Source organism: Pseudoduganella flava, assembly GCF_007830495.1.
GTDB classification, from domain to species: Bacteria; Pseudomonadota; Gammaproteobacteria; order Burkholderiales; family Burkholderiaceae_D; genus Rugamonas; species Rugamonas flava.
On record NZ_VLKW01000023.1, the window covers coordinates 1 to 20394 of the forward strand.

General features: G+C 66.5%; 18 protein-coding genes, 2 rRNA genes and 1 riboswitch. Of the genes, 6 read left to right on the plus strand and 14 right to left on the minus strand.

The window, feature by feature from the left end; translation table 11 throughout:
- Positions 1-135: 135 nt before the first annotated feature.
- A 5S ribosomal RNA gene (rrf, locus tag IP92_RS29455) occupies positions 136-248 on the plus strand.
- Between the two features lie 633 nt (positions 249-881).
- Here rrf and IP92_RS29460 read toward each other — a convergent pair.
- The 14 genes from IP92_RS29460 to cobT all read right to left on the minus strand — a co-directional run bounded on the left by IP92_RS29460 (position 882) and on the right by cobT (position 15486).
- The gene (locus tag IP92_RS29460; protein WP_145882235.1) at positions 882-2339 is read right to left on the minus strand and encodes a DHA2 family efflux MFS transporter permease subunit; all 1458 of its coding nucleotides are present in this window, start codon (positions 2337-2339) and stop codon (positions 882-884) included.
- 69 nt (positions 2340-2408) lie between these two features.
- The gene (locus IP92_RS29465; protein ID WP_145882237.1) at positions 2409-3851 is read right to left on the minus strand and encodes a cobyric acid synthase; all 1443 of its coding nucleotides are present in this window, start codon (positions 3849-3851) and stop codon (positions 2409-2411) included.
- A gap of 1 nt (position 3852) precedes the next feature.
- Complete coding sequence (locus IP92_RS29470; protein WP_145882239.1) at positions 3853-4731, minus strand: cobalamin-binding protein; 879 nt, start codon at positions 4729-4731, stop codon at positions 3853-3855.
- The gene (gene cobD, locus IP92_RS29475) at positions 4728-5714 is read right to left on the minus strand and encodes a threonine-phosphate decarboxylase CobD (protein ID WP_145882241.1); all 987 of its coding nucleotides are present in this window, start codon (positions 5712-5714) and stop codon (positions 4728-4730) included. Before cobD ends, IP92_RS29470 begins: the two co-directional genes overlap by 4 nt.
- Positions 5707-6654, minus strand: coding sequence for an adenosylcobinamide-phosphate synthase CbiB (cbiB, locus tag IP92_RS29480; protein WP_145882243.1), 948 nt, complete (start codon positions 6652-6654; stop codon positions 5707-5709). The genes cobD and cbiB overlap by 8 nt, the downstream gene beginning before the upstream one ends.
- The gene (gene cobU / locus IP92_RS29485) at positions 6648-7205 is read right to left on the minus strand and encodes a bifunctional adenosylcobinamide kinase/adenosylcobinamide-phosphate guanylyltransferase (RefSeq protein ID WP_145882245.1); all 558 of its coding nucleotides are present in this window, start codon (positions 7203-7205) and stop codon (positions 6648-6650) included. The genes cbiB and cobU overlap by 7 nt, the downstream gene beginning before the upstream one ends.
- Positions 7202-8491 (minus strand): cobyrinic acid a,c-diamide synthase CobB, encoded by a 1290-nt coding sequence (locus IP92_RS29490; RefSeq protein ID WP_145882247.1) that lies wholly within the window; start codon positions 8489-8491, stop codon positions 7202-7204. The genes cobU and IP92_RS29490 overlap by 4 nt, the downstream gene beginning before the upstream one ends.
- Positions 8491-9111, minus strand: coding sequence for a cob(I)yrinic acid a,c-diamide adenosyltransferase (cobO, locus tag IP92_RS29495; RefSeq protein ID WP_145882249.1), 621 nt, complete (start codon positions 9109-9111; stop codon positions 8491-8493). Before cobO ends, IP92_RS29490 begins: the two co-directional genes overlap by 1 nt.
- Positions 9108-9902: an ABC transporter ATP-binding protein gene (locus tag IP92_RS29500; protein ID WP_443094149.1), complete on the minus strand. Its 795-nt coding sequence runs from the start codon at positions 9900-9902 to the stop codon at positions 9108-9110. The genes cobO and IP92_RS29500 overlap by 4 nt, the downstream gene beginning before the upstream one ends.
- Entirely contained in the window at positions 9899-10921 is a 1023-nt protein-coding gene (locus IP92_RS29505) for a FecCD family ABC transporter permease (RefSeq protein WP_145882254.1), read from the minus strand. The genes IP92_RS29500 and IP92_RS29505 overlap by 4 nt, the downstream gene beginning before the upstream one ends.
- Before the next feature lie 53 nt (positions 10922-10974).
- Positions 10975-12828, minus strand: coding sequence for a TonB-dependent receptor domain-containing protein (locus IP92_RS29510; RefSeq protein WP_145882256.1), 1854 nt, complete (start codon positions 12826-12828; stop codon positions 10975-10977).
- Between the two features lie 75 nt (positions 12829-12903).
- A riboswitch (cobalamin riboswitch) is annotated at positions 12904-13133 on the minus strand.
- Between the two features lie 5 nt (positions 13134-13138).
- Positions 13139-13696 (minus strand): histidine phosphatase family protein, encoded by a 558-nt coding sequence (locus tag IP92_RS29515; RefSeq protein WP_145882258.1) that lies wholly within the window; start codon positions 13694-13696, stop codon positions 13139-13141.
- Entirely contained in the window at positions 13687-14451 is a 765-nt protein-coding gene (locus IP92_RS29520; RefSeq protein WP_145882260.1) for an adenosylcobinamide-GDP ribazoletransferase, read from the minus strand. Before IP92_RS29520 ends, IP92_RS29515 begins: the two co-directional genes overlap by 10 nt.
- Before the next feature lie 3 nt (positions 14452-14454).
- Positions 14455-15486: a nicotinate-nucleotide--dimethylbenzimidazole phosphoribosyltransferase gene (cobT, locus tag IP92_RS29525; protein WP_145882262.1), complete on the minus strand. Its 1032-nt coding sequence runs from the start codon at positions 15484-15486 to the stop codon at positions 14455-14457.
- Between the two features lie 61 nt (positions 15487-15547).
- Between cobT and IP92_RS29530 the strand changes: the two genes are divergently transcribed.
- From IP92_RS29530 to IP92_RS29550, 5 genes are all read left to right on the plus strand, one after another.
- Complete coding sequence (locus IP92_RS29530; protein WP_145882264.1) at positions 15548-16237, plus strand: response regulator transcription factor; 690 nt, start codon at positions 15548-15550, stop codon at positions 16235-16237.
- Positions 16224-17465 carry a sensor histidine kinase gene (locus IP92_RS29535; RefSeq protein ID WP_145882266.1) on the plus strand — a complete coding sequence of 414 codons (1242 nt, stop codon included), beginning with the start codon at positions 16224-16226 and terminating at the stop codon, positions 17463-17465. Before IP92_RS29530 ends, IP92_RS29535 begins: the two co-directional genes overlap by 14 nt.
- A gap of 101 nt (positions 17466-17566) precedes the next feature.
- Complete coding sequence (locus IP92_RS29540) at positions 17567-19168, plus strand: phosphoethanolamine transferase (protein WP_145882268.1); 1602 nt, start codon at positions 17567-17569, stop codon at positions 19166-19168.
- Complete coding sequence (locus tag IP92_RS29545) at positions 19158-19943, plus strand: phosphatase PAP2 family protein (RefSeq protein WP_229419036.1); 786 nt, start codon at positions 19158-19160, stop codon at positions 19941-19943. Before IP92_RS29540 ends, IP92_RS29545 begins: the two co-directional genes overlap by 11 nt.
- 272 nt (positions 19944-20215) lie before the next feature.
- Positions 20216-20394, plus strand: a 16S ribosomal RNA gene (locus tag IP92_RS29550); the annotation flags it as partial.

Genomic DNA, 20394 nt, shown 5'->3' on the forward strand with positions numbered 1-20394 from the left:
CTAATTGCCCGTACGGCTTGTCCCTATAACCTTGACGGTTATATCTGCATTTACTCTGATGAGTACCCAACTTTACTTCTTCCGGATTGAGTAGTCGCGTTGCCCAACAGGGAACGAGGCTACGTACAAGTCATGCCTGATGACCATAGCAAGTCGGTCCCACCCCTTCCCATCCCGAACAGGACCGTGAAACGACTTTGCGCCGATGATAGTGCTGCAACCAGTGTGAAAGTAGGTTATCGTCAGGCTGTTATTTAGAAAAGCCCCACTGACATGTGTCAGTGGGGCTTTTTGCTTTGAGCTTCGCGGTGCTGGCACTGCGGGGTGCTCGGCCGGGCACTGCCCGACCTCGCTACCGAGAAAAGCCCGCTAGTGATCTAGCGGGCTTTTTTCATTTGCGCTACGCGCACAAAGCCCGCCGCTCAGCCAGATTTCCCTGGTTTCGCCTGGTGGGCTTTTTTCATGCCTGCTTCAAACGTTGCCTGAAAAATAGGGTCTGTTGAAAAATAGGGTCTGTCACCATTTTTCGAGAAACATTTCCTCAGAAATGGGGACACGAACTGGAGACGGACCCCATTTTCCAGGAAACGTTTCGTAAACGCCGCCGCTTCCTGAACAGTGTCCCAACGTCGGGGCGATTGGAGGTCATAAGTAGTTGATCCAGATGAGGATTTCGCTCTTTCGGGCCGGTCTCGACATCGTCCTGGTGCGGACCTGGAGGCTTTTGGAACGACCCCCAAAGGACCCTTGTTGCCGTCGTGCCGTCGGCCACACTCGTCCCGAAGCAGCGGACGCTTGGCACAGCTGAGATCCGGCGATTGTCTCCTTGCGCTACCAGGGCCAGTGACGACTTCCGGATCCCGCTGGATACCCCATCTGGCTCACTGCACCGTCGACTGCCCCGACGACGCCACGGCCGTTGCCGGCTGCGTTGCCTTGGTGCCCCGGCTGATGCTTTCGCCATCATTCTTGCGCAGCGTCCAGAACATCGCCGACGACAGGATTGTCAGACCTGCCAGCGTCAGGAATGCGTGGTGCAGCGCGCTGGTGAGCACGACGCGGTCCGTTTGCGGCATATCGCCCAGGTACCATCCCGTGATCAGCGAACCACATGCCAGGCCAAAGCTCATCGACAGTTGCTGCATCGAGCTTGCCATCGTGCTGGCCATGCTCGAGTCCTTTTGCTCCACGTCGGCATACGCAATGCTGTTCATGCTGGAGAACTGCAGTGAATTGAAGAAGCCCTGGCACAGCGCGATCGCGACGATCACCCAGATCGGCGTCCCCAGCTGCACGAACGAGAACATGGCGATTGTCACCCCGATCAGCGCCGTGTTCACGACCAGCACTTGCCGGTAGCCGAAGCGGGCCAGCAGCCTGGCGGAGATGAATTTCATCCCCATCGCCGCGGCGGCCGACGGCATCATCATCAGGCCCGATTGCCAGGCCGGCAGGCCAAGGCCCAACTGGTACAGCAGCGGCAGCAGGAACGGCAAGCCGCCCACGCCCAGGCGTGTGAAGAAACCGCCCAGTACCGACACGCGGAACGTACGGATACGGAACAGCGTAAGTCTCAGCAGCGGGAACGCTTCGCGGCTCGCGTGCAGCGCATAGGCCACCAGCAGGCACACGGAAATCACGAACAGCACCGCCCACGACGTCACGTCCAGCCGGTGTTCGCCGAATATCTCCAGCAGCCATGACAGCAGGGCGACGCCGGTGCCGAACAGGATCAGGCCGATCACGTCCAGCGGCCGCGCTTCGTCGCTGCGGTAGTCGGGCATGTAGCGATGCGCGAGCCAGATCGCGGCAAGGCCCACCGGCACGTTGATGAAGAAGATCTCCCGCCATGACAGCCAATGCACGATCAAGCCGCCGACCGTTGGCCCCAGCAACGGGCCGATCAACGCGGGGATGATCACGAAGTTCATTGCGGACAGCAGCTCGGCCTTCGGGAACGTGCGCACGATCGTCAGTCGGCCTACGGGCATCATCATCGCCGCGCCAAACCCCTGCAGCAGCCGCGCGGCCACGAGCATCGGCGAGTTCACCGAGAGGCCGCACAGCACGGAGGCCAGCGTGAAGATCGCGATCGCCGTCATGAACACGCGCCGCGAACCATAGCGGTCCGCCATCCAGCCACTGACGGGTATCGTCACCGCGAGGCTCAGGATGTAGCTCGTGACGACGGCCTTCAGGCTCAGTGGCGTTACCGTCAGGCTGATCGCCATGCTGGGGATCGCCGTGTTGACGATCGTGGAGTCGAGTTGCTCCATGAAGAGTGCCGTGGCGACGACCCACGGCAGGTAACGCTTCGTGATGATTTCGGAAGTGGACATTGACTGGATGCGCAGAATGCAGTCCAGCGATTGTTGCATAAAGCGGCCGGCAGCGAAGCCGCCCTGGCCTTACTTCCGGGAGAGCAGCGCCTCCAACAGGGGAGCAGCTGCATCGGCCAGCCGATCCAGGCTGGCCTCGCGCAGTGCGTTCAAGTCCAACTCCTGGGTGGTGTCGAGGCCCGCCCAGCGCAGCAGCGCGCGAGCCGCCTGCGGGGTGTCGAAGACGCCATGCAGGTACGTGCCCAGCACCTGGCCGTCCTCCGACAGCGCGCCCTCCGGCCGCCCATCGATATGAAACGCCGGGCGTGCCAATGCCGCGCCGCGCGATATGCCCATGTGGATCTCGTAGCCGGCCACCATCGCATCGTCGAACGCACATGTGCCGCTCACCTGCACCAGGCGCTTCTCCCGCGTCATCTCCGTCGTCATGTCCAGCAAGCCAAAGCCGGGGGAGTCGCCCGGCGCCGCCTCGACTCCATGCGGATCGCACACGGCCGCGCCCAGCATCTGGAAGCCGCCACAGATGCCGATCACCTTGCCGCCGTAGCGCAGGTGCCGCGCGATACGCTCCGGCCAGCCATGCTCGCGCAGCGACGCCAGGTCGCCGCGCGTGTTCTTGCTGCCGGGGAGGATGATCAGGTCGGCCGGCGGCACCGGCTGGCCGGCCCGGACGAATTGCAGATCCACGTCGGGGTGGGCACGCAGCGCATCGAAGTCCGTGTGATTGCTCATGCGGGGCAGGCTGGGGACGACGATCCGGAACGCGCCGCGCTCCGGCTGCACCGCCTGCACCGCATCCTCGGCATCGAGGAACAGCCCATGCAAATAGGGCAGTACGGCCAGCACGGGCTTGCCCGTCTGCGCTTCCAGCCACTCCAGTCCCGGCTCCAGCAGCTTGATGTCGCCGCGGAAGCGATTGATGACGAAGCCGATCACGCGCGCGCGTTCGCTGTCGGACAGGCACGCCAGGGTGCCGACGATGTGCGCGAACACACCGCCCCGATCGATGTCGGCCACCAGCACGACGGGGCAGTCGACCGCTTCCGCAAAGCCCATGTTCGCGATGTCGCGGTCGCGCAGGTTGATCTCGGCCGGGCTGCCGGCGCCTTCGACGACGATCGCCTCATACTGCTGCGTGAGCCGGGCATGCGATTCAAGCACGGCGCCCATCGCCACCGTCTTGTAGCGGTGGTAGTCGCGCGCGTTCATCTCGGCCCGCACCTTGCCGTGGATGACGACCTGGGCGCCGATGTCGGACGAGGGCTTCAGCAGCACGGGGTTCATGTCCGTATGCGGCGCGATGCCGGCCGCCTGTGCCTGTAGCGCCTGGGCGCGGCCGATCTCGCCACCGTCCGCCGTGACCGCGCTGTTCAGCGCCATGTTCTGCGGCTTGAACGGGGCGACGGTCACGCCGCGCCGCTTCAGCAGGCGGCACAGCGCCGCGACGACGGTGCTCTTGCCGGCATCCGACGTCGTGCCCTGCACCATCAGCGTCTGGTAGGGAAGGCGCATGTCAGTTCTTCCGGTGCTGCCGCGCGATCTCCAGCTTCTCGCACAGCGCCTCCGTGCCGGCGATCATCCGCGGGCCGGCGCGGTTCACGAGGTTGCCGTCGATCGTGAACAGGTTGTCCAGCTTCGTCGCCTTCAGCGTCGGATACTTGCGCCACAGGTTCGCGCCGCCCTGGTCCTTTTCCGCCGTGCTGAACACGGCTTCCGGATCTTCCTGCAGCACCGCCTCGTAGCTGACGACGGGGGCCGTCACCTTTTGCGATGCGAAGATGTTCTCGCCGCCGCACAGGCGCAGTGCATCGCTGACGATGTGCGCACCGTTCAGCGTGTACAGCGGCTTGTCCCACACCTGATAGAACGTACGCACGACGGGACGGCTGCCGTACTTCGCGCGCAGTGCCGCCAGGCGGCGGCGCAGGTCTGCTGCCGTCGCTTCCGCAGCGGGCTCCGTGCCGGCCAGCTTGCCCATCGCGATCACGCTGTCGGGGATGGCGTCCAGCTTCGTCGGCTCGCTGTGGAACAGCGGGATGCCGAGTTTGCGCAGCATGTCGATCTGGCGTTCGGAGCTGCCGTGACGCCAGACCACGATCAGGTCCGGCTTCAGCGCCAGTACGCGTTCCAGGTCCACTTCGCGATTGCTGCCGACGCGGGGGATCGCCTTGGCCGCCTCCGGGTAGTCGCTGTAGTCGACCGCGCCGACGATCTTGCCGCCGGCGCCGGCCGCGAACAGCAGCTCCGTGACATGAGGGGCCATCGAGATCACGCGCTGCGCCGGCTTCGGCAGCGTCACGAGCTGGCCGTCGTCGTCACGCACGGACACAGCGGCGGCGCCATGCGCGGTCAGCACGGCGCACAGCGCCGGCAACAGGATCAGCTTTTTCATCGTTCTTCCTTCGTCCATTCTTGCAGGGCGGCCGTGAAGCGCGCCCAGGATGCCTCGTCCGGAGGCAGGCCAACGCGGATCCCGCGCGGGCCGGTGCGGAACAGGCGCACCCAGATGCCGCGCCTGGCCATGTGTTCATGAAATGCTTCGGGTGCCCGCTCCGGCCACCAGCGAAACAGCGCGGTGCCGGCGGAGGCGATGCCGTGCGCCGCCAGCAGCGCGCGCATCCGTGCGCCCTCGGCATGCAGCACGGCGCGCGTGCGCTCCTGCCATGCGCCGTCCAGCAGCGCGGCCTTGCCGATGCGTTGCGCCGGGCCGCTGACTTGCCACGGCCCCAGTTCCTCGTCCAGCGATTGCAGCAGCGCGGGTCCGGCGGCGACAAAGCCGAGCCGCACGCCGGCCAGGCCGAAGAACTTGCCGACCGAGCGCAGCACGATCAGGCCAGCCTGGTGCGCCTGGTCAGCCACGCTGTCGCGGCCATCCGTGTCGGCGAATGCCTCGTCGACGACGAGCCAGCCGCCCCGTGCCGCCAGCGCCTCGCGCCAGGCCAGCAGCACCGCGCGCGGAACGCACGCGCCGGTCGGATTGTTCGGGTTGCAGACGACGACCACGTCGCTGTCCTTCACCGCGTCCGCCAGCGCATCATAGGACACTTGCCGGGCCGTGTGGCCATGCAGCGACCAATGGTGCGCATGCTCGGCATAGGACGGGGCCGAGATCGCGATCCTGCTCGGCGCGCGCAGCCGCGGCAGCGCCTGGATCGCCGCCTGCGTGCCGGCCACCGCGAGCATATGCGCCGCGCCGTAATAGCGGCAGGCGGCAGCGACCAGCTCTGGATCGGGTTCGGGCAAGCGGTGCCACGCATGGCCCGGCAGGTCGGGAGCGGGATACCAGTGCGGATTCAGCCCCGCGGACAGGTCGATCCAGTCCTGCTGGCCGTACAGCCGCGTGGCATCGCGCAGGTTGCCGCCATGTTCAGGCATAGCGAGCTCCAACCACCGCCAGTGCCGACAGGGCCGCCAGCAACAGCCACAATACCGTCGTCCTGGCGACGAGGCGCCATGCCCGTTCGATGTCGCGCGCCGCCGCCGGCACGCCGCGGCCGAGTGGGGGACGTTGTTCGACCACGCCATCGTAGCGGGCCGCGCCGCCCAGGGCCAGCCCCAGTGCGCCCGCACCGCTGGCCATTACCGGCCCGGCATTTGGGCTGCTCCACGCGGGCGCCTGCCTGCGCCAGCAGCGCCATGCCGTCCGCTTGCCGCCGATGCCCGGCGCCAGCAACACATAGGACAGTGCCGTCAGCCGGGCCGGCACGTAATTGAGTGCATCGTCGATGCGTGCGGCTACGCGGCCGAAGTGCAGGTAGCGCTGGTTCCGGTAGCCCCACATCGCGTCAAGCGTGTTCGCCAGCCGGAACAGCAAGGCGCCGGGACCGCCGGCGACGGCGAACCAGAACAACGTGCCGAACACGGCATCGTTGCCGTTCTCAAGCAGCGATTCGGCACTGGCCTTGGCCAGGTCCGCCTCGCTCGCATCGTGCGTATCGCGGCTGACGATGCGACCCGTCAGCGCGCGCGCCGCGGGCAGGTCGCGCCGCTGCAGCGCGGCGGCGATCGGCAGATTGTGGTCGCGCAGGCTGCGCAGGCCGATGCAGAAGTACAGCAGAACGGCGTGAGCAGCCGCGCCGGCGAGGTCGCACAGCCAGGCGGCCAGCGCCGTCAACGGCAGTACTGCCAACGCCCAGGCTAGCGCGCCGCGCGGCACTCGCGCGGCACCGGCGTTCAGGCGGCGCTCGATCGCGGCGGCCAGGTTGCCGAATCCGACCAGCGGATGGAAGCGCCGCGTCTCGCCCAGCAGCAGGTCGAGCAGCACGCCGGCCACCAGCAGCGCGGCGACCATCGGCCAGGACAAGCCGCTCAGCACGGCCCGCCTTTCAGCACGAGGGGCAGCCCTGCCGCGACGAAAACCACGTTGTCGCAGCGCGCTGCCACTGCCTGGTTCAGGCGCCCCGCCTCGTCCGTGTAGGCGCGCGTGACGGCGCCGAACGGCACGATCCCCATGCCCACTTCGTTCGAGACGAACACGACATCCCCATCGTCCTCTTCCAACTGGCCGAGCAGCGCAGCGCGTTCGGCGTGAAGGCGCGCGGGCAGGGCGATCTCGCCCACCTCAGGATAGTCGGTGCCGTTGGCGAACAGCAGGTTGCTGAGCCACAGCGTCAGGCAGTCGACGAGCACCACTCGATGCGGTGCGCGCCACCTGGCCAGCGTATCGGCCAGCGCGAGGGGTTCCTCGACCGTTGTCCAATGCCCGGGCCTGGACGAGCGATGCAGCGCGATGCGACGCGCCATTTCGGCGTCGCCGGCACCGGCCGTCGCGACGTAGACGACCTCCTTGCCCGATTGCGCGGCGATACGTTCCGCGTGGGCGCTCTTGCCCGACCGGGCACCGCCCAGCACCAGCGTGCGTGTCACGGCTGGCTCCGCGAAAACAGCGCGGCCACCGCGGCCGGGTTGGACGGGAAGTAACCGTGGAAGTAGGAAGCCGTCAGTGAGCCGATGCGGTACACGGCCTCGCCCTCGGCGCCGGATGGGTGTTTCGTCGTGTGGCACGCGGCCGGCGCATCCGTCTCCAGGCGCGAGTAGTGGAACGTGTGTCCGCGCACGATGCCCTGCACGGCAGGCATCGCTTGCGCGCCGAGGCCCGCGAGCCGCTTCTGCACGACGACGTGGCCCGGCAGCAGCCCGGCCATCGGCCACTGGCCGGCGCCGTCGTCGAGGGTATCGGCCAGCGCCATCATGCCGCCGCACTCGGCGAGGATCGGCACGCCGTCCGCATGGGCCGCCCGGATCGACGCGCGCCAGCTGTGCGCCTGCGCGAGGCGTGGCGCATGCAGTTCGGGATAGCCGCCCGGCAGGTAGACGGCGTCCGCCTGCTCCGGCACCGGCTCGTCCGCCAGCGGGGAGAAATGCACGATGCTCGCGCCGAGCTGGTGCAGCACCGCCAGGTTGGCCGCGTAGACGAACACGAACGCCTGGTCACGTGCGATGGCAACCGTCTTGCCGGCCAGCGCAGGAAGAATTGGAGATGCGGGCGCCGGGGTGTCGAACTGCACTGGCGGCAATGTGTCCCACGCCGCTTCGTCGAATGCCAGCTGGTCGGCCAGTTCGTCGAGGATCGCGTCGACGCCCGCCACTTCGTCCGGCAGCACCAGGCCCAGGTGCCGCTCTGGCAGCGAGCGCGCCTGCTTCGGCAGCGCCGCGAACAGCGGGATGTCGCGCAGCGACGCCTTCACCATTGCTGCATGGCCGGCGCTCCCGACCCGGTTGGCGATTACTCCCGCCATGTTCACCGGCCCGTAGTCGCGCAACCCGTGCACCAGCGCGCCCGCCGTTTGCGCCATGGCGCCGGCGTCGATCACGGCCAGCACGGGCACACGGAACTCGCGCGCGAGATCGGCCGCCGACGGCGTGCCGTCGTACAGGCCCATCACGCCCTCGATGAGAATGTCATCCACATCCTCGGCAGCCTGGGCGAGCAGCTGATGGCAGCGTTCGCGGCCCACCATCCACAGGTCCAGCGATTCCACCGGCGCGCCGCTGGCGCGGCCGAGGATCATCGGGTCGATGAAGTCAGGCCCGCACTTGAATACACGCACGCGCCGGCCGGCCCGCGCCAGCTTGCGCGCCAGCGCGGCCGTGACGGTCGTCTTGCCCTGGCCGGAAGCGACGGCGGCGATCAATACTGCGCGCGCGCCCATCACCACTCCGTTCCGGCCTGCGCGCCGATGCCCGCCTTGAACGCGTGCTTGACGACGTTCATTTCGGTGACGGTGTCGGCCACGTCGATCAACTCCTGCGGCGCGCCACGGCCCGTGATCACCACGTGCTGCATGGTGGGGCGATCGAGCAGGTCGGCGATCACCGTGTCCACGTCCAGGTAGCGGTATTTGAGCGCGATGTTCAGTTCATCCAGCACGACCATGCCGATGGCCGGATCGGCGAGGAAGATCTTCGCCTGTTCCCATGCGGCTGTCGCCTTGACGATGTCGCGTTCGCGGTCCTGCGTCTCCCACGTATAGCCTTCGCCCATCGCGTGGAAGCTCACCTCGTCCGGGAAGCGGCGCAGGAATTTTTCCTCGCCGGTGGACATCGCCCCCTTGATGAACTGGACGACGCCGACTTTCATGCCATGCCCCAGCGCGCGCACGGCCATGCCGAACGCGCTGGAACTCTTGCCCTTGCCGTTGCCGGTGTTGACGATGATGATGCCGATTTCCTTGTCGGCGGCGGCGATCTTGGCGTCGATGATCGCTTTCTTGCGTTCCATGCGGGCGCGGTGGCGTTCGTTCAGTGCGGCGGTGTCGTCGGATGTGCTCATGCGCTGGCCTCGGTGGGAATGAAGATCGTGCGGGCGCCATGGCGCACCGTCTCGATCGGGTGGTGCAGATAATCGGACAGGATCTCGGCCCGCATCACGTCGTCGCGCGCGCCGGCCAGCCAGCGGCCGTCGCCCATCAGCAGCAACGCATGCGTGGAAATTCTGTGTGCCAGGTTCAGGTCGTGGCCGACCATGACGATCGTCTTGCGTTGTTCGCGGCACAGTTTCGCCAGCAGGCCCATTACGCTGACCTGGTGGGCCAGGTCGAGCGCATTGGCCGGCTCGTCGAGCAGCAGCAGCGGCGTGTCCTGGGCCAGCAGCGCGGCGATCGCCACACGCTGGCGCTCGCCACCGGACAAGGTGCGCACGTCGCGCGACGCCAGGTCGTCAACTTCCATCGCGGCCAGCGCGCGCAGCGCAGCCTGGTGGTCGTCGCTGTCTTCCCAATAGCGCTTGCCGTGGTAAGGGTGACGGGCGGACAGCACCGTCTCCAGCACGGAATAGGCAAAGGCGTCGCTGCGCGATTGGGCGAGGAAGGCGCGCTGGCGCGCCAGTTCTTCCAGCGGCCAGCCGGCCAACGCGCGGCCTTGCAGCAGCACGCGGCCGCCGTCGGGCTGGCGCAGCCCGGCCAGTGTGCGCAGCAGGGTACTCTTGCCGGCGCCGTTGCGGCCGATGACGCTCCAGCACTCGCCCGCGCCGACTTGCCAATCGAGACCGCCGGCCAGCACGCGTGCCCCCATCGTCAGGCGCAGGTTTTCGGTCGCAAGCATCGGTTCATTCCCCATCTTCATTTGCGCAACCTGTGCAGCTGGTACAGGAACACGGGCGTGCCGACCAGTGCGGTGACGACACCCACCGGCAGCTGCTGCGGCGCGATCACCGTGCGCGCCAGCGTATCGGCAAGCACGAGGTAGGCGCCGCCGGCCAATGTGGCGGCCGGGATCAACACGCGATGGTCCGGGCCGAACGCGAAGCGGCACGCGTGCGGCACGATCAGGCCGACGAAGCCGATGCTGCCGGCGCTCGTCACCGCGCTGGCCGTCAGCAAGCCGGAACAGAAGAACAGACCCTTGCGCAATGCGCCTACGCGGATGCCCAGCGTTGCCGCCGCTTCCGCATGCAGGGCCAGCACGTTCATCGAGCGTGCCGCGCGCAGCGCGAACGCGAGGGCGCCGGCCAGCACGATCCACGGCAGCCAGCGCACCGGTGCGCCGGCCAGGTCGCCGATCAGCCAGAACACCATCGTGCGCAGCCGGCCTTCGGGCGCGATCGACAGCATCAGCGTGACCAGCGCGATACAGGCGGCGGAGAGGATCGTGCCCGTCAACAGCAACAGTGCCGTGCCGCCCTCGGCGGCGCTGCCGCCGCGCATGTCGCGCCGCGCCAGGACATACAGCAGCATCGCGATGGCGACCGCGCCGGCAAAGGCCGACAGGTCGACCATCCACGTGGCGCACATCAGCATCAGTGCCGCCAGCGCGCCCACGGCGGCGCCGGCCGAGATACCCAGCACGTAGGGATCGGCCAGCGGGTTGCGCAGCAGGGTTTGCATCATCACGCCGGCCAGCGACAGCGTCGCGCCGGTCACGAATGCGGTAAGCGCGCGGCTGGCGCGCAGGTCGAGCAGGGTGGCCGCGAGCGAGTCGGCGCGGCCGTTCAGTAATTCGTCGAGCGCGCCGGGCAGGTCGGCGAGTGGAATGGCGACGGAGCCCGTGACACCGGCGATCAGCAGGCTGGCGATCGACGCCAGCATCAACCCGGCGGTCACGAGGCCGGCGCGGTGGCGCAGATGGGCGGCTAATGGGTGCATGCTCTGCCTTGAAAAGTGTGCCGGGCGCACGATGCGCCCGGCCGATACTACGCTTACTTGTAGCCGTAGCGGATGCCGGCGAAGACGTTGCGGCCGCCCGTCTGGTAGAAGCGGGCCAGCTCGTACTCCTTGTCGGTCACGTTATCGACCCGCACGATGGCCGACCAGTCGCGGTTGAACTGGTACGTCGCGTACAGGTTCAGCAGGCTGTAGCCACCCAGGCGCTTCGTGTTGGCCGCATCGTCGAAGCGTGCCGACGACAGCTGCACCTCGGCGCCGCCGCGCAGTGCGCCCAGCGTGTACTCGGCGTTCAGGTTGGCGTGGCGCTTGGCGCGGCGCTGCAGGCGCTTGTCCGTGGTTTCGTCCTTCGGATCCTGGAAGTCGGCGGTGGCCGACAGCGTCAGCGCACCCATCGCACGCGATGCCGACAGCGACAGGCCTTCCAGCACGGCCTTGTTGACGTTGTACGCGCAGCCCCACTGGTAGTCGTTCTCCGGCGTGCTCGGGTACGGGCATGGCACGGTGTTGACCAGCAGGTCCGTCACCTTGTTGTGGAAGTACACGGCGCCCAACTGGGTCTTGCCGTCGTCGTAGCGCAGGCCCGCTTCGGCGTTGCGGCCCCGTTCCGGACGGTTGTTCTCGTTGCCATAGCCGGAGTAATACAGCTCGTTGAACGTCGGTGCGCGGAAGCTCGTGCCGTAGCTTACCTCGGCGCGCAGTTGCGGCGTGAAGCGGTAGCCGTAGCCCAGCGAGCCGGTGTTCTTGTTGCCGTATGCGGAGCTGTCGTCGTAACGGGCACCGGCGTTGAACAGATGGTTGCCGCGCTTGGCGCTGTACGTGGCGGCGACGGACTTCGTATTGCGATCGCGCGTGACGCCGCCATTGTTCGATACCACTTCTTCCTTGCGGTATTCGCCGAGCAGCTGCAGGTTGTCCGCGCCGATCGCGAAATCGTTCTGCCACGTGAACAGCGTCTGCTTCGTGTCGATCTGGCTGGAGCCGAACGCGCCGGTGCCGTAGAACGAGCCGGATTTGTCGCGCGATTGCGCGGCCTGCACGAGCATCGTCCAATTCGGCAGGATGCGATTGCGTGCGAACACGCTGTAGGTACTCAGGATCTGCGTGCTGTAGGCGGGGAAGTTGGCGCTGTCGTAGTCCGCCGTCGTGTCGCTGTACAGGAACGTGGCGCCCAGTTCATGGCCGGCGGACAGTTCGTACGACACCTGGCCGGCAGCGCTCTTGCGCTCGTAGCCGTCGTCGTCCGGATCGAAGCTGGAGCTGCCCTTGCGTGTGGCCGAGAAGCCGTCGGAGCGCTCCTTGGCCGCCGTGATCGAATAATGCAGCTGGTTCGTGCCGCCGGAGATGCCGGCTTCCGCTTCATACGTCTTGTTGCTGCCGCCGCCGACGGATGCCGTGATGGCGGGCGCTCCCTGGCCCTTCTTCGTGAACAGCTGGATCACGCCGCCGATTGCGTCCGCGCCATACAGCGTGGACAGCGGGCCGTAGACGATCTCGATGTGGTCGATCGCCGACAGCGGGATCGCATTCCAGCTGGCCGTGCCCAGCGTGGCCGAACCGATGCGCACGCCGTCGACGAGCACGATGTTCTGGTTGCCGCTCGCGCCGCGCAGGAACACGTTCGACGCGGTGCCGGGGCCGCCATTGCGGGTGACTTCGATACCGCGCTGGCGCTGCAGCAGTTCGGTGATCGACGCCGCGCCCGAGTTCTGGATCTGTTCGGACGTGATGACGGTCGTATCGCTGATCACCTCACTGGCCTTTTGCGGCGTGCGGGTGGCGGTGACGATCACGGAATCGATGGCGGTGGCTTGGGCGAGGGCGGCTGGCGCTGCAAAGGCGAGCGCCAGCGACGCGAGCGCCGCCTGCGGTGCTACAGGAGAGGTCATGGCAAATCTTCGTCAAATGGGCAACCGGCCAACGTCCCCGCAGGCCGGATGGAACAGAGGCGCACCGCGCACGGCACGCCTCCACCTGCTTTGGCCGGTATCCGGGCTGGCTGGCATCACCGTCCGACCTTCCCATGCCGAGGCACAGTGGTTCGTTTGCGGACAGCTGCCGCGCATGTCCATCAGCGCGGCTGCCTGCTTACCGTTGCGGGGGCAGCATACGTTGGCCCGTGGGGGGGCTTCGTATTTCCCGTTTAACTGCGCTCGAGAGCTCGAGCGCGGGCACCAAAACCGCGCCATTATAGTGCGATTACGCCGGCTTGGCATCCAGAGCCAGCCGCAGCACGGCGCCGTAGCCGATGCCGTGCGGCGCAGCGGCGGCGGCCAGCGCCGCTTCTTCCAGCGGCAGTTGCCGGGCCAGCGAGGCGAGCAGGCGGATCGTGCCGGCATGGCAGATGACGATGGCCTGTTCAGCGCCGTTCGCACGAATGCGCCCCAGCGCGTGCGCCACGCGCCGTGCCACGTCGAGCACCGCCTCGCCGCCGCCGGGGCGGTAGCGCAGCAAGTCGGCGGCCCAGGCGTCCACTTCCGCGCGCGGGATGTCGTTCCAGCTGCGGTGCTCCCACGCGCCAAAGCGCATCTCGGCAAGGTCGGGATCGAGGATCGGCGCCGCCGCCAGCATGCGCGCCAGCCGCATGCAGCGCAGCAGCGGGCTGGAATAGACGGGTGCATTAGCCGGCAGGCCGGCCGCATGCAGGCTGGCGTGGACACGTGCCACTTCGTCGGGCGCCACGTCCAGGTCGCTGCCGCCATAGCAGATGCCGTCGGCCACAAGGGGCCGGGGGTGGCGGACGAGGATCAGCTCCACCGCGCCAGTACGCTCAGATAGAAGGCGGCCTCCGTCAGCTGCTGGACGGCGCCGAGGCAATCGCCCGTATAACCGCCGAGGCGCTGGCGCAGCTTGCGCGCGAACCACAGCGTCACGAGCGCCATCGCGGCCAGGCCGATGCCGAGCTGGCGCCAGTCCAGCCAGCCCGAGTACGTGGCGAGCAGGATCGGCGGCACGCAGCAGCCGGCGGCGATCAGGAATTCGGCACCGCTCATCCGCTCGGCCATCGGCTTGGCCTTGCCTTCGGCGCGCGCATACTCCATCCGCCAGATCAGGCTTGCCGCCATCAATCGCGACACCGGATGGGCGACGCACAGCGCGGCGACCACGGACAGCGCCGGCAGGTGTGCGAGCGTCGCGCATTTCACCGCGAGCAGCAGCAGGATGCCGATGGCGCCGTAGGCGCCGATGCGCGAATCCTTCATGATCTCCAGCACCCGCTCGCGCGTCATGCCGCCACCGAGGCCGTCGCACGCGTCGGCAAAGCCGTCTTCGTGGAACGCGCCGGTGGCATAGATGCCGGCCGCGGTGGACAGCAGCACGGCGACGGCGGGCGGCAGTACGAGTGCCGCGAGCCAGTAGACGGCGCTCGTGAGCGCGGCCACGACAAGCCCGACGAGCGGGAAGTAACGGGATGCCTGGTGCAGCCAGTCCGGCTGGAACCCCACCCAGCGGGGGATCGGCAGGCGCGTGAAGAACTGCAGCGCGATGAAGAACAGCCGCAACTGCAGCATGGTTCAGCGCTTTTCGCTGACCTGGGCCGACGCGAACGTGGCCATGCGGTTCAGGAAGTTCACGGCAGCATGCAGCAGCGGCAGCGCGAGGGCGCTGCCCGTGCCTTCGCCCAGCCGCAGCCCGAGGTTCAGCAGCGGCCGTGCTTCGAGCGCTGCCAGCATCCGCTGGTGGCCGCTCTCGTCGGAGCAGTGGGAGAACACGCAGTAGTCGAGGATCGCCGGCTGCAGCCGGGCCGCGACGAGCAGGGCGCTGGTGACGATGAAGCCGTCGATCAGCAGGATCTTGCGTTGTGCGGCGGCCTGCAGCATCGCACCGGCCATCATCGCGATTTCAAAGCCGCCGAACGTGGCCAGCACGTCGAGCGGCGCGGTGACGCCCGCGTGGCGCAGGACGGCCGCTTCGATGACGCGCTGCTTGTGCAGCACGCCGTCCGGCGTCAGCCCGGTACCGGCGCCGACGCAGTCGGCCGCCGGGATGCCGGTCAGCTTGTGCATCAACGCGCCGGCCGCCGTCGTGTTCCCGATGCCCATCTCGCCGAAGCCGACGACATTGCCCGGCAGTGCCTCCGCCAGGGCGGCGCCATGCGCGAGGGCTTGCGCGCACTGCGCGGGCGTCATCGCCGGCTCCACCGCGAAGTTGCGCGTGCCGGCGGCGATCTTGCGGTCGACGAGGCTATCCCGCTTGCCGAAATCATGGGCCACGCCGGCATCGACCACCTGCAGCGTACAACCGTTCTGCGCCGCGAACACGTTGATCGCCGCACCGCCGGCCAGGAAGTTCTCGACCATTTGCCACGTGACGTCCTGCGGATAGGCCGATACGCCTTCGGCCACGACGCCATGGTCGCCAGCGAAGACGAGGATCGCCGGCGCCGTCACGGCGGGCGTCGTGGTGCGCTGGACCAGGCCGATCTGCCGGGCCAGCGCTTCGAGCATGCCCAGGCTGCCGAGCGGCTTGGTCTTGTGATCGATCGCGTGCGCGAGGCGGGCGGCCAGGTCGTCGTCGTGCGTGGGGGCGATGGCGGGGAGGATCATGGCAAAAAGAGCGCGGAGGCGTTGCGCTGTGCGTTGTTGAAGCCGGAATTATAATGGCGCAATGCGCATCCTCATCATTGAAGACAATCCCGATATTGTCGCCAACCTGTACGGCTTCCTGGAGCCGAAGGGCTATCTGCTTGATTCCGCCGCCAACGGGTATGGCGGGCTGGCGCTGGCCGCCCAGAACGACTACGACGCCGTGGTGCTGGACGTGATGTTGCCCGGCCTGAACGGCCTGGAGCTGTGCCAGAAGCTGCGTGGGGAGCTGCGCAAGGACACTCCCGTGCTGATGCTGACGGCCCGCGACACGCTGGAGGACAAGGTAGCGGGCTTCGACAGCGGCGCGGACGACTACCTCGTCAAGCCGTTCTCGCTGGTCGAGCTGGAGGTGCGGCTGAAGGCACTGGTACGGCGCGCGCGCGGCAGCCACGCGAGCAATGCCGTGCTGGTGGTGGGCGACCTGACGTTCGACACCGACACGTTCGACGTGAAGCGTGCCGGCCGCGCGTTGTCGCTGACGAAGACGGGCTACACGATCCTGAAGCTGTTGATGAAGGATGCGCCGAAAGTCGTGTCGCGCGAGCAGATCGAGCACGAGGTATGGGGCGACAATCCGCCGGACAGCGACGCGCTGCGCGTCCATATCCACGCGCTGCGCCAGGCGCTGGACAAGCCGTTCCCCCATCCGATGCTGCGCACGATTTCGGGCATCGGCTACAAGCTCGTAGGGCCCGATGAACAAGGCTGATTCGCTGCGGCGGCGCATTACCGTTGCCTACCTGACGTTTGCCGGGGTCTCCTCGCTGTTCTTCGCCGTGATCGCGGCCGTCGCCGTCGAGGGCATCGAGGTGCGCCTCGTCGACGACCGCCTCGAAGAGGTGGCGGCATGGGCCGGCCCGCGCTACGCCGGCGGCCTGCCGGTCGAGATGCCGGCAGGCGTCAGCTACCATCATGGCAACGGCATCCCGCGCTCGCTGCGCGCTCTGCCCGAGGGCGTGTACGAAGTGACGGTCGACGGCGTCGACCTGCATGTGCTGAAAGGGCACGACGGCACTGGGGAATTCGCCGTGGTCGACCACGACAGTGATTACGAACAGATCGAGCTGGTCGTCTATTCGATGTTCGGCGTCGCATTCCTGGGCTTCATGGGCTTTGCCGTGATGCTGGGGCGTTTCCTGGGCAACCGGATCGTCAACCCGATCGTCGAGCTGGCGCAGGCGGTGCAGGCGCGCGCACCGAAACTGCCGCTGCAGGAGCGTACCGACGAGCTGGGCCTGCTGTCGCGCACGATCGCCGGGCATACCGACGAACTGCGGCAGTTCCTCGACCGGGAACGTTTTTTCACCGGCGACGTGAGCCACGAGCTGCGCACGCCGCTGACGGTGATCGCCGGCGCGGCCGAGGTGCTGATGGCGCGTACCGGTGGCGAGGACGCGCTGCATGCGCCGGCCGAACGCATCTATCGCGCGGCGCGCGAGGCCAGCGACGTGACGGCGATGCTGCTGCGGCTGGCACGCTCGCCGGACCGGCTTGAGTGGTCGTCGATGTCCGCCGCCGCCCTCGCACGTGAAGAGGTGGCGCGCTACCAGGGGCTGGTGGCGAACCGGCCTGTCGAGCTGCGTTATGCGGGCGGCACGGATTTCATGCTGTACGGCGTGCGCGAGCTGGTGCTTGCCGCGATCGGCAACCTGATCCGCAATGCCTGCCAATATACAGAGCAAGGGATGGTCGAGGTGCGGCTGACCGGGCGCAGCGTGATCGTCGAGGACACTGGGCCCGGCCTGCCGCCGGCGGCGCGGGCGCGGCTGCGCAACGAGCCAATTCCCGCCGATGCGCGCGGCTCTTCCGGCACGGGGTTGGGCCTTGGTCTCGTCCAGCGCATCTGCGCCCACCTGGGGGCCACACTGGTGCTGCGTGAACACGGCACCGGAAGCTGCATTGAAATACAATTCCCCGAGGGATTAACCCGGCCTTAACCCCCCCTTAAGGCGCGCTTCACGCACTCTTCCGTATCGTCGCACCGTCTACCGGAGTCTGCGATTTGAAGAAAACAACGTTGCCGCGCATTGCTGCCCCATTGCTTACACTGGGTGCGTCAGCCTTCCTGGTGCTCGCCCATAACCAGAGCTTCTGGAAGACGTTCCTCTCGGCGACGGGAGGCATGCGGCTGGGGAACCTCCCTGTCTACGTTGGCGCATTCATCGCGCTCGTGCTGCTGTTCAACGCGATTCTCACGCTGGTCAATTTCCGTTTCGTCATCAAGCCGGTGCTGATTGCGCTGTTCCTTGCGGGATCCGCCGCGTCGTATTTCATGAACGAATACGGCGTCGTCATCGATGCATCGATGGTACAGAACGTGTTCGAGACGGATTCGAAGGAAGCGCACGAACTGCTGAGCTGGAAGATGGTGCAGACCGTCACGCTGCTGGGCGTCCTGCCGTCGCTGCTGATCTGGCGCCTGCCGCTGCGGTTCCCGCCGGTGCAGCGCGGGCTGTTGCTGAAGCTGGGGACGGTGATCGTCTCGCTGCTGGCTGTTGCCGCGCTGTTGATACTGCTGTTTAAGACGCTGGCGCCCGCCGTGCGCGAGCACCGCGAGTTGCGCTTCTTGCTGACGCCGACCAACATGTTCCAGGCAACCCATGGGTACCTGAAGCGCAAATGGGCAACGCCGCTCGTCATCGCCCCGCTGGGCACGGATGCGGGACGCGGCGCGAAGTGGCTGCCGGGGGCGCGGCGGACGGTGACCGTGATTGTGGTCGGGGAAACGGCGCGCTCAATGAATTTCTCGTTGAACGGCTATGCGCGGCAAACCAACCCGCTGTTGTCGGCGCAGGCGGGACTGATCAACTTCCATAACGTCAGCTCCTGCGGCACCGCCACGGCGGTTTCCGTGCCTTGCGTGTTTTCCGGGTACGAGCGCGACGATTACACGGGCGACAAGGCCGCCAGCCGGGAAGGCCTGCTGGACGTGCTGAAGCATGCCGGCTTCGACGTCCTGTGGCGCGACAATAATTCCGGGTGCAAAGGCACGTGCGACCGGGTGCGCTACGAGGATTTATCGCAGCCGACAGCGGGCGACCCGCTGTGCAATGCGGAAGAGTGCTATGACGAGCGGCTGTTGCGCGACCTGCCGCGGATGATCCGCGACGCCAAGAAAGACCTAGTAATCGTGCTGCACCAGAAGGGCAGCCACGGCCCCGCGTACTGGAAGCGCTATCCCGCTGCCTTCAACAAGTTCGGCCCGGTGTGCCAGACGAACGAACTGGAGCAGTGCTCGCGCGAGTCGATCATTGCTGCATACGACAACTCGATCCTGTACACCGACTACGTCCTCAGCAAGACGATTGACCTGCTGCGGGCCGCGGAGCGGGATGGCGTCGACACGGCAATGCTGTACTTCTCCGACCATGGCGAGTCGCTGGGCGAGAAAAATATGTACCTGCATGGGGCTCCATACATCATCTCGCCGGCCGAGCAGCGCAGCGTGCCGATGATGATGTGGCTGTCGGATGGGTTCCGTACGCGCTTCCGCCTGGACAGCAGCTGCCTGGCCGCGCGTAGCGACCAGGAGTTCTCGCATGACAACGTGTTCCATTCCGTCCTCGGAATGCTGAACGTCAGCACCGCCGTTTACAACCCGAAGCTGGACATGGTCCACGCCTGCACCCGTGAAAATTGAGACCCGTCCCGCCGTGATGGCGGTTGCAGCCCTGCTGTGGTCGGCGCTGCTGATCCTGTACATCGGCAATTGCACCGATATCGATATCATGCTGGCGGACGCAGCGTTCGACCGCCTCACGCACAGCTTTCCGATGCAGCACGCGTGGCTTGCCGAGCAGTTCAATCACGTGATACTCAAAGCCATCCTCTCCGCACTGGGAGCGTTCAGTGTCGTGCTGGCGCTGTGGGACGCGGTGCGGCCGTACCGGAACTGGAACGACTCGCGACGCATCGGCATGCGGGTAGTGGCGATGTCGGCCGTGGTGGTGCCGTCCGTCATCAGCCTGCTGAAGCGGACCAGCACGTCGCATTGCCCATGGGATTTGCAGCGGTACGGCGGCACCGAACCGTATGTGCGCTTGCTGGAGTTGATGCCGGCGGGCGTCAGCCCCGGGCATTGCATGCCGGGCGGCCACGCGTCGAGCGCGCTGTGGCTGGTGGCGATCGCAGCCTTCTGGTGGCCGCACAGCAAACGCAGGGCGATCGCTGTCGGCGCAGGGATGCTGTTGTTGGGCGGCGCCGTAGGCTGGCTGCAGCAGCTGCGCGGCGCGCATTTCCTGACCCATACGTTGTGGTCGGCATGGATCGCTTGCACGCTTGTGTTCGCTATTTATATGCTGAACACAAAGGGGCTTGCATGGCTGCGCGCTGTTGGCTATAATTCCGTCCCTCGCAGCGCACAACGACGCAGCGAGCTGTCGAAAGCGCTAAGCGCTGAGACAACGAGGGGTTGACGAGCTGCACGAAACACCGCATAATCTCATCTCTCTGCTGCTGACAAACACAACGATTTGTCACTAACTGCAGCGCGGCCCGTAAGGGCAGAATTCTTTAACAATCAACAGTCGATAAGTGTGGGCGTTTGATGATGTGCCTGGCAGCTAGTCTGCCGAAGCTCAAAATATATAGCATCAAACGCTCGCACAAAATAAACGTAATCATCTTCGGATGATTCGTCAGTATTTTGAGTGAGTGACCCTAGCAGCAATGCTAGAAAACAGAGATTAAACTGAAGAGTTTGATCCTGGCTCAGATTGAACGCTGGCGGCATGCTTTACACATGCAAGTCGAACGGCAGCGCGGGCTTCGGCCTGGCGGCGAGTGGCGAACGGGTGAGTAATATATCGGAACGTGCCCAAGAGTGGGGGATAACGTAGCGAAAGTTACGCTAATACCGCATACGAT